This window comes from Pseudomonas sp. TH39(2020) (assembly GCF_016650715.1).
Classification (GTDB): domain Bacteria; phylum Pseudomonadota; class Gammaproteobacteria; order Pseudomonadales; family Pseudomonadaceae; genus Aquipseudomonas; species Aquipseudomonas mandelii_C.
Genome location: NZ_JAEKFF010000002.1, coordinates 507,164 through 519,989, shown reverse-complemented (window position 1 = coordinate 519,989; position 12,826 = coordinate 507,164). Strand labels below are relative to the sequence as shown.

Genomic DNA, 12,826 nt, shown 5'->3' with positions numbered 1-12,826 from the left:
GCCCGACTGACCGGGCGACCCTTCCTTTGGGCTTCATGACTGTGTGACCCTGGCAGTTTACATAAGTGCTGGCGTAGGGCCATCCTCTATCAACAACGCACTGAATTTATCCACCGCCACGGCTTGGGAGATCAGGAAGCCTTGTACCTGATCGCATCGAATGCGCCGCAAGACAGCCAGCTCCGCCTGGGTCTCGGCCCCCTCGGCGATGGTGGTCAGCCCGAGTTTACGGCCCAGTTCGACAATGCTCTGCAAGGCCGACGCCAGGCTCTCGTTCTCAGCACACCCATGCACCAGTGAGCGGTCAATCTTGACCTCATTGAACGGCGTGGACACCAGATTAAAGTAGGAACTGAATCCCTTGCCGAAATCATCCTGCGCCAGCCCAAAGCCCATCATGCGCAAGCGGCATGCTCCAGCGAAGTAGTTACTGGGCAACAGTGTGGTGGAGCTTTCCAGCAATTCGAAGGTGATTTGCCGGGGTTCGGCGTCGCTGCTCTGCACCTGGGCTAGCAGGCGGTCAACCAGGTCGCACTGGTCGAGTAAATGCGTGGGCAGGTTGATCGACACCGGCAGCCTGTAACCAAGCTGCGCCCAATGGGCCTGCGCGGTGAGGGCCTGGGCAAGGATGCAGGTCAGCAACTGGGTTTCTAGGCCCTGGCGCTCGATCTCACCGAGGAACTCCCCTGGCATCAATAACCCTTCCACCGGGTGCACCCAGCGCGCCAGGGCTTCAGCGCCGACGATCCGCCCGTCGTGCAGGGATTTCTTGGGTTGGAACCAGGCCTGGACCTCACCGTTGGCCAAGGCGTGCACCAGGTTTTCCCGGGCATGGCTGACACCCCGATGGCAACACGGCGTGCGCGCCTGCTCGGCCAGTTTGTCCAGGCAATCGCGCAGAGTGCGCACCTCGGGTTCGCGCACCGGCTTGGAGATCAGCCCTGCGACGATCAGCCCCAGATTCCCCGCTACCTGCCCGGCGCCCACCAGCATGCGCCGCGACGCCACGCTCATCAGCGCCAGTGCCGGCGGCGCCTGCATTCGGGCCAATTGCTGGATCAGTTGCACGCCGTCCATCCCCGGCATCATCAAATCGCTGAGCAACAGGTCGTAGCGCTGTCGGGCCAGGCGTTGCAATGCGGTGACGCCATCCCAAACCACGTCGACGTCAAAGCCGCCAATGGCCTGGAAGACGTTGATCAGGTACTCATGCTGAAAAGGATGGTCCTCCACAATGAGCACGCGATAGGCACTCAAAGCACCCTCCTCTGATAGCGATGCAAGCACTGATAGAGGGCCCGCAGGGTAAAGGGTTTGACCAGACAATGATCCATGCCCGCGCTCAGGCAACGCTCGGCTTCGTCGAGCATCGCGTTGGCTGTGGCGCCGATGATCGGCAGCGAGCAACCCAGACGGCGTAGTTGTTCGGTGAGTTCGTAACCATTCATGCGCGGCATGTTGACGTCGGTGAGGATCATGTCGAACACGGTGTCGTCCCACAGTGAAAGGGCCTCAACGCCATCGCCGGCCAGCACCACGGTGCAGCCGAGCTCTTCCAGTTGGTCGCGCAGGATCAACTGGTTGATCAGGTTGTCTTCGGCCACCAGCAGACGCAGGTTGAGGCTGAACTCGGTGGGTTTCTCGCTGTTCCTGGGCGACAGTTGCTCTTCGCCCCCCTGGGCGCGGCTGACCGCACGATTGAGGGCCTGCAAGTTGTTCAGGCCGATCTGCCAGCACGCACCGGGCCCTTTATAGGCGCCATGTTCATCGACGGCGGCCCGGACCCGCGGCCCTGACCAACGCATCAACTGGCCGGGCTCGGTCGGGCCGGGATAAAACTCTACCAGAACCGCGCCGGGGTCGGCCTCGGCGGACTCCGGCGCGCCGAGTTGCGCCCGAGCGCCCCAGCGGCGCAACCAGCCGCCGACACTTTCCGCCAGCTCCCGCACCGGCGACACAACATAGACCCGCTCCCCCAGCAGTGGTTGGGCCCAAGGGTCATTGCCGTCGTCACTGACTTGCTCCAGTGGCAAAGTGAAGGAAAAACTGCTGCCCAGGCCCGGCTCGCTGACCACCCGCAACGTGCCGTTCATCAAGTGCATCAGGCGCTTGCAGATCGACAACCCAAGGCCGGTGCCGGCGACAACATTGGCATTGCCACTGGCCTGGAAGAACGGCTCGAACAGATACTGCTGGTCCTCCTCGGCAATGCCCTTGCCGGTATCGACCACCTGCCACTGCAACATGGCGCGCTCTCCTTCACGGCTTTCCAGGCGCAGGCGCAACACAATCCGGCCGCTCTCGGTGAATTTCAGCGCGTTGTTCAGCAGGTTATTGAGGATCTGACGGATGCGCGTGGCATCCCCGCGCACGCGGTCGGGCAGTTGCGGGTCCAGGCAGGCAAACAACTGCAGGCCCTTGCTTTGGGCGGCGCCAGCGTAGCCTTGGATCACCTTCTGCACCAACTCAATCGGCGAAAAAGTGCTGAACTCGAGGGACAGTTGCCCAGCCTCGATTTTCGACACATCCAACACATCACAGATCATTTGCAGCAAACTCGCCGACGAGCCTTCGATGGCATTCAGGTAGCCGCGCTGCTGGCTGTTGAGGTCGGTGCGCGCCAGCAATTCCAGAGTACCCAGCACGCCATACAGCGGCGTGCGGATTTCATGGCTCATAGTCGCCAGGAACAGGGTCTTGGCCTCATTCGCCGCGTCCGCCAGAGTGCGCGCCTGCTGCAACGCCAACTCCACCTGTTTGCGCTCGGTGATATCACTGAAGGCGCAGATCAACACATCTTCACGCTGGTAACGGGTTGGCGCGAAACTCAGGTACAGGTGGCGGCCGTCGGCCGTTTGCAGCTCGTCGGTACTGCCTTGCTCGGACTCATGGAAGGCGCGGCGAATCCAGCCGTGGCACAACTGCTGGCGCTCCTGACCGTTGCCCAGCCATTGGCGAGACAAGGGGTTTTCCAGCACCACCTCGCCATCGCTGCGACGCAGTACACACAAGGCCACCGGGGCGATGCGAATCACCGCGCTGCTGAACGCCTCACTCTCCACCAGCGCTTCGATGCGATTGGCCGCCGGGATAATCAACCGCTGATCGATGCGCCGCACCAGCCGCACCATCACCAGGCTCGCCAATACGCACAGCATCAGGCACACCAGCAACGGCAAGGCCAGACTGGGCAACAGTGAACGCAACTCCAGGCTGTAGACGATCTGCCATTGGGAATAACCGAGGTGCTTTCGAATAGCCAATCGGTCCGGCAACCAACGACTGCCCTCCCAACCGAAACTGGCCGTGGAATGATACTGACGCAGCACCTGCACAGCGGCGGGTTGATGCGGCGAGCTGCTGAAAATCAGCTGGCCTGAGCCGTCGAGCAACATGAAGTCGCCGGCTTTTTCATGCTGCAAGGCATTGATCAGGTCCGGCCCGTCCACCTCCAACCCGAGCCAACCCGAGGTGGGGCTACGGTCGTCGAGGCGGGTGAAGATGTACAGCGGCGAATCCAGGCGGTTCTGCTCGGTCAGCCACAACTCATCGCTGACCGAAACCTTGCCGGTGTCCACCGCCATCAACCGCCGCAATACCGGCTCCGGTACATTCGCGGGGGCAATGCCTACGGTAAACAGGCGTTCCACCACAGGCTTGGCACGCTGGGCCACGTAAATCAGATTGACCTGATTGACCTCCAGGTAATCGAGCATGCGCTTGGTCAGCCACAGGCTCCAGATATTGCCCGCCTCGCCCAGGGTGATATGCACCTCCTCGGCCGGCACTTCGTTGAAATTGCCCACCGGCGCCGTGACATGACGCACCGTCGACAAGCCCAAGCTCTTCAGCAACGTCTGGCGACTGACAAAAAAACTCTGCGCATCGGAAATCGCCTCATTCATATAACTACGCCGCAGCGAAATCTCCTCATTAAACGCTGCCCGCAGGTAACTGTAGGCGCCCACGTAAACGCCAAGCACCAACGCTAGAGCGAACAGACGCAACAGTTTTCTGGCGGCCTTAGGCGTGGAGAAGGAGGAGTCGAGCGGTTGCAGGAAATGTTTGAGTTTCATCGCCGAGAAGTTAAGCGTGGCGAGGCGGTAGGTGAATAAGACGGATCTCAAAAAGGCGGGATGCCGGTGAGCCTGTGGTGAAGGCTGCTGCCAAAAGGGGCGAACCTTGAGCAGAGTTTCTGCCCCCTTTGAGCTGTTGATTCCACCGAGAGCTAGCCATTTTGTAGGGGTAAAAACGCCACAAAATAAAAAGGGGTCGCGAAATAAAATCTCGCAACCCCTTGAATTATATGGTCGGGACGGAGTGATTCGAACACTCGCCCCCTAGCACCCCATGCTAGTCACAACCGACCGACATCAGTAGGGATTAGTAAGAAGCTGTACCTCAATTGGTAGCCGTCCCACTGTCTTCTACTTCCTGTATGCCACACACGTATCGTGACCAGTGATCCATCAACATTTGCCGCTTGCCGAAAAGGTCTCCACGGCGATAAGCCGCCTCAACCGCATTCTCTACTGCATGTGCAAGTGCCTGCTCGCACACCTCCCTAGGATAGTGGGTGACCTCACTTGCCCAATCCCTAAAAGTCGAACGGAATCCGTGAGTCGTGAGATCGTTGCGCTTCATTCGACGCAACACCATCAGCATCGCCATGTTACTCAGCGGCTTCCCTTTTCGAGCACCCGGAAACAGATGATTGTTCCCCTTTACCCGTGGAAGAGCGATCAGCAGATCCAATGCCGCTTGTGACAAAGGGACCCGGTGCTCTTTCCCGGCTTTCATTCGCGACGCCGGAATGGTCCATATCCCTGCCACGAGATCAATCTCCGCCCAGGTAGAGTCAAGCACTTCACTGGTTCTGCAGGCTGTCAGGATGGTGAAGCGCAGGGCTTTGGAGCTCAGATCTTGTGCTTCTTCAAGAGTTGCCACAAACGCGGGAAGTTCGATCCATGGGATGGCTGAATGATGTTTTACGGCGCGCACCTTTAGGCGAGGGGGCAAAAGCTTGTCCAAGTGCCCCCGCCATCGAGCGGGGTTTTCACCATCGCGCAGCCCTTTGGCCTTGGCTGCATCAAGGACCAATTCGATTCGGTTTCGCAACCGGCTGGCGGTTTCAGGTTTTACTGTCCAAATCGGCTTCAGGATAGTCAGCACATGCTCAATGCCGACCTCCTGCGTAGGAAGATCACCTATGACCTTGAACGCATAAGTAGCCAGCGTGTTTTCCCACTGCTGAGCATGCTTGGCATTTTTCCAGCCCACCATGTGGGCAGCGATATAGTCGAGAGCAACGTCTTTGAAAGGGGTTGCCTTGGCTCTTGCTGTAGCCTGAGCTAAACGCTCGGCTTCTTTTTCCAGCCGTTGTCGCTCCAATTCCTCATCCCGATTGGTGAGCGGATCGACGCCTGACTTGCTCAGCTTTCTGGCCTCGGCTGCTTTCTCACGAGCTTTGGTGAGACTTACTTCGGGGCTCCCGCCCAGCCCCATGTCTCGGTTCTTGCCGGCAATCTTGTAGCGAAAGATCTAACTGGCGCCACCGGAACGGCCAACTTTCAAGTAGAGGCCGTCGCCATCATTGGTCATTCCAGCCAACCCAACCCTGATTATTTTCTCTACGGTTTTTGTCGTCAGTGATGCCATCAGTCACCTCCTATTTAAAAGATGATGACTCAATCTAGATGAGTCTCAGCTCATACCTTGGCCCCTGGCTTTCCGTGGTTGCACACGGAACACAAAAGACAAAAATCTTCATAACTGACTGTTTTTGAAGTTGTTTTACGCACCAAACAGAACTTCAATGAACATCAAAATAAAAGACATCGCCTCCGCCATATTTGTACCGACAAAGCCCTGATTAGTCAGGGCTTTGTCGTTTCTGGCTTTTGGAAAAACCTTCCAGCCCACACCCTGAATGAAGTATTGTTTTTCGACCAGCGGCCAATTTTTCGGATGCTAAATTGCTGCTGCACTCCTGCCGTACCGGTTAAGACGTAAAAGCTGCAGGAAGATCTTGGACAAAAGTAACGATCTTGATTTCGTCCTCAGCAATCCCAACTATATTCGGTCACGGCGTTGAGCAGTCCCATGCGGCCCCTTTAACAGACTGCAAGGTTGAACCTCGCCCTGTCCCTCATACAGGCTTTGTACTTCGCGCATTGCTCGCTGCTTGTTCGGTAGCACTTCTGGAATGGGGCTGTTAGTAGGGTCTAGCACAGTACGCAAGGAAGAAGTTCATCGCTTCCGGCCACTGCACCCTGCGAGCATGTACATTTTGGACATGAATTCGTCCCACTGCGAGACCGTAGTATCCAGTTGCTTCTTTACCGCTTGTGGATCAAACCGAGTGCTGTGCGGAACCTTGATGGCGCGACTACCCCACATGTTTAGCATCGATCACACATTTTGTGATCGATGCTAAACATGTGGGAGCGCGCTTGCCCGCGAGGAGCTAGTCCAGGCGCTGAAGATGAATCAATCGACTACCGCTTCTTCTTTCAACCGCTTGGTCTTAACGGCATCAGTCGAGACAGGCTTGGCGTCTGCCGCTTTCAAGTCCTTGCTAAACGTCCCGTCGTTCTCGCCCTTGAAGAAGTTCTTGCCGTAAATCAGCAGGCACAACACCACGCCAATGGCGAATGCCCAGCTCGCGCCCTTGATGGCTAACACTGCGCCGATCACACCAGCGATGCCGAGGTCCCGCTGGCTGCGGGCTTCCAGAATCCCAAGACGCACGCTCACGTAGCCCTGAATCAATAGCGTCAGCGACAACGCCACACCCAGAATCGGCTGCACCAGCGTCACCACTGGCAGTAGCAGCAAACCGGTATTGGTGCCCCAGCGGAACGACCCAACGCCGCCTATGATCGACTTCATCGCCTTTGGTCCGCCCTTGAAGCGCTCGATTACCACCACCAGCATCGCCGCCCACTTCGGCCCGCACATCGCCACGTCCGGACCAAAGATGCTCATGAAAGCGTTACGCGCGCCAAAGATCAGGTGCGCTCGATCCGGGTTGTAATCGACAATTTCGTCAGTGCGGACTTTTTCCGCTTCATCCAGCAGCGATTTCGCACTCAGCACATCGCCAAAGACGATGATGTACACCGCCAACATGGTCGGCAGCGCCGAGATGAACATCGACAACGGGGGCATGCCCAGACCAAACACCGTGTAGTTGCTCCACAACCCGGCAAAGTCAGGCTTGCTGATGCCCCACTGGATAGTCGGCCATGGCGCTTCGCCGAACAGCGGCGCAATCACTACCGCCAGCAGGATGATCGGCAGAATCCCGAGTTTGGCGAAATTCCACCAGAACCGGTTGCGCTGCTTCAGCTCGTTGAAGTGCTGGGAGAAGATCAAATAGAACGCCAGGCCGACGGCAATCGAGATGGTCCACGGCAGCACGTTGAACTTGCCGCCGACCTGAAACACTGCAATCACCGCACTCAATCCTGCGCCGACGATGATCCCTGACTTGATCGCGGGCGGCACGTATTCGACTACCTTCTTCGCCATGCCGGTGGCACCCAGCGCAATCGAGAACACCCCGAGCATCAGCTGGAAGGCAATCAAGGCGTGGACACGCTCCGGGCCCATGGGGAATTGCGCGCAGTAGGCCATCAACAATGGAACAGCCGGCGTAATCCAACCCGGTACGGTCGGATCGCCCAGCAGATGGTGCGTGAGGTACAGCAGGCCGTTGAGCATCACCACCGCCAGCGCGACCTCGAACGGCATGCCAAGCAGCTCAGTCATCAGCGGGATGGCAGCCAGATCGACGGCGCACATCAGCAAACCCTGGAGGTAGTCCGGCATCTCAAACTTGTAGTGAATGAACGGCAATCGCACCTTGAACGGGCCGAGAGGAATGTACGGGCTTTCGCGCCCCGCTTGTGGGAGATCGGACATTGAATGCACCTGTTTTATTAGTCTTGTATTGGCGAACGCCCGGCCTCAAGGGCCGAGCGTGGTAGCGTTTCTTTGATGAATCAGTAAGCGGAGCGGTAGATCTTCTCAATGTCGATGGCGGTCAACTTGCGCGGGTTGTTACGCATCAGGCGGTCGATCTTGCTGGCCTCTTCGGCCATCGCCGGAATCGCATCTTCCGGGACGTTGAAACTGCGCATGCCGGACGGAATATCGACCGCGACGCACAGATCAGTCATCGCTTGAACGGCCTGGTCGGCGGCTTCCTTGTCGCTCAAGTGAGCCACGCGTACGCCCATGGCCTCGGCGATGTCGCGGAAACGCTCGACGCAGGCCATCTTGTTCCACGCCATCACATACGGCAGCAGCAAGGCATTGCTGACGCCGTGGGCGATGTTGAAACGCCCGCCCAGCGGATACGCCAATGCGTGAACCGCGCCGACGCCCGCATTACCGAACGCCATGCCGGCCATGAGACTGGCCGTAGCCATGTCTTCGCGGGCTTGCAGGTTTGAAGGGTTGGCGTAGGCCTTGGGCAGCGCCTTGGCGATGAGCTTGATGGCGCCGAGTGCGATGGCATCAGTGATCGGCGAGGCGTTGACTGACAAGTACGACTCGATGGCATGCACCAACGCATCGACGCCACTGGCGGCCGTGACACTGCGCGGGCAAGTCAGGGTCATGATCGGGCTGACCAGCGCGACGTCCGGCAGCAGGTAATCGCTGACGATGCCCTTCTTCAATTGCGCTTCTTTGTCGGAAAAGATCGCGACGTTGGTCACCTCAGAACCGGTACCTGCGGTGGTCGGAATCGCTATCAGCGCCGGACCTTTGCGCTTGACCAGATCAACACCGAACAGTTCGGCCAATGGACCTTCGTGATTGGCAAACGCCGCAACACCTTTCGCGATGTCGATGGCGCTACCGCCACCCAAGCCGATCAGACCGTCGTGACCACCCTCGCGATAGGCGCGGGTGCAGTCCTCAACGATGGAGATTTCCGGTTCCGGCTTGACCCGATCGAAGATCCCGTAACGACGGCCACCCAACTGCGCCAGCGCAAGGTCGACAGTGCCGGACTTGACCAGAATCGCGTCAGTGACGATCAGCGGGCTGTTGACGTTGAGGCGTGTCAGTTCAGCGGCCAGTTGTTCGATAGCGGCTGAACCTGTGATCAGTTTGTTGGCGATTTTGAAGGCAGAAATGCTCATCTGGCTCGTCCTGTATGCGTTGTTTTTAAGGAAGACGTGGCAGATGAGATAGCGAAAGCTGTGCCAAGACGCGCAAAGCCCCAGCTGGCGGGGCTTTGGGTGAAATCAGGGGATTTGACTCGCGAGTATTGATCAGCTTTCTAATCGATTGAAACCGTTTTGATTTAAATCCTAATCAGAGCGTTCCCAGCGCTTCATCTTCTGCACCACCGTTGCCTGGCTGACGCCCAGGGCTTTCGCCGCCTGACGCGTGGTCTTGTGCAATTGCAACGCGGCGCGAATGGCTGAGCGCTCGGCGTTCTCCAGGACCTTGCGCAACGGCAGGCGGCTGTCATCGGTATTCTGCGGATTGAGGTTGAGGATTTCTTCCGGCATGTCGAACGCTTCGATGGTGCCGCTCTGATTGGTCACTACCAGCCGCTCGACGATGTTGATCAGCTCGCGAATGTTTCCGGGCCAGGCGTATTCGCACATCAAATCGAGGGCTTCGAGACTCCACTGCACTTGGCGCTCGTATCGGGTGTTGCAGCTGTCGAGGTAGTAATGCAGCAGCGGCGGGATTTCTTCGCTGCGTTCGCGCAAGGCCGGAATGTTGATCGGCACGACGTTGAGGCGATAGAACAGATCAGCGCGGAAGCGCCCATCTGCGACCAGTTGCTTCAGGTCGTGATGAGTGGCACTGATGATGCGCACGTCGACTTCCTTGAGTTCCAGACCGCCGACCGGGATGAAGCGATTTTCTTCGATGACCTTGAGCAACTTGACCTGCACCGCCAGCGGTAGATCGCCGATCTCGTCCAGAAACAACGTGCCGTGGTGCGCCAGCTCCAGCAGCCCGCGCTTGCCTTTCGGGCCGGCGCCGGTGAATGCACCGGGTGCGTAACCGAACAGCTCGGCTTCGATCAGGTTCTCGGGCAAGGCGCCACAGTTCAACGCAAGAAAAGGTTCTTTGGCACGAGGGCTGGCGTTGTGGATGTACTGCGCGACTAGGGTTTTGCCGACACCAGTTTCGCCTTGCAGCAGGACTTTCACTGAACTGGCTGCAACCTGGCGCGCGAGGGCGAAGACGCGGCCAGAGACTTCCTGATCGGCCATCAATGGCGAATGCAGCAGATTATCGCGCTGCCCGGCGTGGAGTTTGGCGGTGCTGTTGCGCAGTTGTTTGAGCTGTTGCAGTTCGTCGCGTTCGTGCTTCATGCGCAGCAGTTCGGTCATATCGCGTACGGTGCTGACGATGTAACGAATACGCTGCTCGTCATCAAGAATCGGCGTGGCGCTGACCAGCAGTTTCTTGCCGTGGCTGAGGCTCTGCATCACCGAAACCGGCTGACCGTCCTGCAAGACGCGCAACGAAGCCGATTGCGAAATAACGCCGGCTTTGACCATTTCCTGCATGGGTCTGCCGACCAACTCTGCGCCGCTCAAACCGGTCAACCGCTCGTAAGCACGGTTGACCTTCAGCGTCTTGCCTTCGCCATCGGTGATGTACACGCCGTCGTGCAAGGCGTTGAGCAGTTCTTCGAAACTGGCGTCGTTGACGTTCACCGGGAGGCTCCGTGCGTGAGGGAGTCGCAAAAACGTGGAGTTTAAACGGTGATCGCTAAGAATATGCAAAAGATGTGGATGTCCACGTGGGCGAGGAATCCGCAATCTACATCGGAAAGTGGTTTGCCCCGGCGCTGTACGTTTCTGCTGATCGACTATGTTTTTACACACTCTGGGCCGATTACTGCCTTTCGCCAAAGACCGTTTTGGGTCGGCTGCCGCTCACCTCATTAGCGTTCAGCCTCACAACGCTTTGGCGAATATCTCGCTCAACCAGTCCACAAACACCCTTACCCGTGGCGACATGTGGCGGTTGTGCGGATATAGCACGGAAACCGGCATCGGCGGCGGTGGCAGATCGATCAGAATCTCTTTCACCAGCCCCTGGGCAATCTGCGTTTCCATACGGTAATGCGGGCACTGGATGATGCCGAGCCCGGCAATCGCCGAGGCGGCGTAGATCTCCGCGCCGAACACTGACAACGCGCCATCGATTGCCACTTCTTTCAGCTTGCCATCGACCACAAATTCAAATGGAAACAGCTTGGCCGTGGTACGCGAAACGTAGTTCACCGCGCGGTGTTGACTCAGGTCGGCAAGGCTTTTCGGTTCGCCGTACTTGTGCAGGTACGCCGGGCTGGCGCAGGTGATCTGGCGCAAGCTGGCCACACGCTTGCCGATCAGCGCCGAGTCGCTGAGGACGCCGGCGCGCAGCGCGCAATCGACGCCTTCGGCGATCAGGTCAACAAAGCGGTCGGCCTCGCTGATGGACAGTTCGATGTCCGGGTAGCGGGCGATGAACTGCGGCAGCGCCGGGATCACGAAGTGCTTGGCCAGCGTGCCGTGCAGATCGACCCGTAACCGTCCTTTTGGCGCCACGCCGCGAAACGCGAGTTCGGCCTCTTCCAACTCTGCGAGTAATTGCACGCAGCGCAGGTAATACGCCTCGCCGTCCAGCGTAGGACGCACCTTACGGGTACTGCGCTCCAGCAAGCGCGTGCCGAGCCAGGAATCGAACCTTCCTCTTTGTCCCTGAAAATAAAGGAAAATTTTAAGTTCGAAAATTTCTCTACCTCTATGTGTACCCTCATTGGGCTTTTCCAATGGTACGACAGGAGCGCAGTGGGTCGGTTCTGCTGTCATCAGGTCTTTCGTGGGTAAAGTGCGCGAACTTTAGTCCTGATCATTAAATGCAGCGAGACTATCCCAGCAATTGGAGAAGGATCGAGATTGGCTGAGTTTTCACCCTAACATTTAGAGGTAGCAGCCAACCAATCTAACTAGTCCACCACTATCGGCCTTAGTGTGGGCATTCCTTGCAGAATGAATCTGCTCGATGCATGAGTGCCCACTTCCATGCGCACGTTATGCCGCTCTTACAAACTAAAGCGACTCAAGCTGACCTGATTCATCCAACGCCTTTTTTATAGTGACCATCGAAGCGCCAGCACTTTCCACAAGTTGAAGCCCATTGGTCACTCGCTCGCAGCCGGCGGCCATGCTTCCTTTAGCCTTGAGCATACCGTTTTGTATGGCATCGACCAGGGTAACGATCTCCTTCGTCGACTGGGCCGTGCGACTTGCCAAATTGCGTACTTCATCGGCTACGACGGCAAAGCCACGACCTTGTTCTCCCGCCCGTGCTGCATCAATGGCGGCGTTGAGTGCCAGCAGGTTGGTCTGCTCGGCGATGCCGCGAATCACACCGACAATCTGGCTGATATCGTTGGACTGAATTGCCAACTGATCAATATCGGACGAACTTTGCGTCACCAACTCGGCAATCTGACTCATTTCATGGATCGATTTGCGCATCACCCCCATGCCTTCATCGGTGATCTGCCCCGCCCTCTGCGTCGTACTCTGGGCCTGCCGAGCGTTGTCGGCGATGTGATTGATGCTCACCGAAAGCTGCTCGACCGTAGCCGCCATGGACGATGCTGTATCGCTTTGCAGGGAAGCACTGCTCAGCCCTTGTTCAGACGAGAGAGCCAATTGCCGAGTAACGTTCTCGATTTGCACCGAAGCCTGGTTGATGTTGCCGATCATAGCCCGCAGGCTTTGGCGCATGCCTTGCACCGAATGCAACACGCCGGTCGGGTGTTTACCTTGATCGAGCAGAGAGC

General features: G+C 57.9%; 6 protein-coding genes and 3 pseudogenes. All 9 read right to left on the bottom strand.

Annotation, left to right across the window (positions count from 1 at the left end):
* Positions 1-57: 57 nt before the first annotated feature.
* Positions 58-1,257 (bottom strand): EAL domain-containing response regulator, encoded by a 1,200-nt coding sequence (locus JFU47_RS02310; protein WP_201180470.1) that lies wholly within the window; start codon positions 1,255-1,257, stop codon positions 58-60.
* Positions 1,254-4,076 (bottom strand): ATP-binding protein, encoded by a 2,823-nt coding sequence (locus tag JFU47_RS02305; protein ID WP_201180550.1) that lies wholly within the window; start codon positions 4,074-4,076, stop codon positions 1,254-1,256. Before JFU47_RS02305 ends, JFU47_RS02310 begins: the two co-directional genes overlap by 4 nt.
* Before the next feature lie 325 nt (positions 4,077-4,401).
* On the bottom strand, positions 4,402-5,541 hold the full coding sequence (locus tag JFU47_RS02300; RefSeq protein ID WP_342215340.1) for a tyrosine-type recombinase/integrase: 1,140 nt from the start codon (positions 5,539-5,541) through the stop codon (positions 4,402-4,404).
* 533 nt (positions 5,542-6,074) lie between these two features.
* Positions 6,075-6,390 (bottom strand): annotated as a pseudogene (locus tag JFU47_RS02295) (DUF932 domain-containing protein); the annotation flags it as partial.
* Positions 6,391-6,489: 99 nt separating this feature from the next.
* Entirely contained in the window at positions 6,490-7,926 is a 1,437-nt protein-coding gene (locus JFU47_RS02290; RefSeq protein ID WP_201180469.1) for a hypothetical protein, read from the bottom strand.
* Positions 7,927-8,006: 80 nt separating this feature from the next.
* The gene (locus JFU47_RS02285) at positions 8,007-9,155 is read right to left on the bottom strand and encodes an iron-containing alcohol dehydrogenase (protein WP_201180468.1); all 1,149 of its coding nucleotides are present in this window, start codon (positions 9,153-9,155) and stop codon (positions 8,007-8,009) included.
* A 171-nt stretch (positions 9,156-9,326) separates the two neighbouring features.
* On the bottom strand, positions 9,327-10,700 hold the full coding sequence (locus JFU47_RS02280; RefSeq protein ID WP_201180467.1) for a sigma 54-interacting transcriptional regulator: 1,374 nt from the start codon (positions 10,698-10,700) through the stop codon (positions 9,327-9,329).
* 243 nt (positions 10,701-10,943) lie between these two features.
* Positions 10,944-11,720 (bottom strand): annotated as a pseudogene (locus JFU47_RS02275) (LysR substrate-binding domain-containing protein); the annotation flags it as partial.
* A gap of 384 nt (positions 11,721-12,104) precedes the next feature.
* Positions 12,105-12,443 (bottom strand): annotated as a pseudogene (locus tag JFU47_RS33470) (methyl-accepting chemotaxis protein); the annotation flags it as partial.
* Between the last annotated feature and the right edge of the window lie 383 nt (positions 12,444-12,826).

Bases quoted from the DNA above. Each gene is read 5' to 3' on its own strand.
- JFU47_RS02305 (WP_201180550.1), bottom strand. From the start codon at position 4,076: ATGAAACTCAAACATTTCCTGCAACCGCTCGACTCCTCCTTCTCCACG.
- JFU47_RS02290 (WP_201180469.1), bottom strand. From the start codon at position 7,926: ATGTCCGATCTCCCACAAGCGGGGCGCGAAAGCCCGTACATTCCTCTC.
- JFU47_RS02285 (WP_201180468.1), bottom strand. From the start codon at position 9,155: ATGAGCATTTCTGCCTTCAAAATCGCCAACAAACTGATCACAGGTTCA.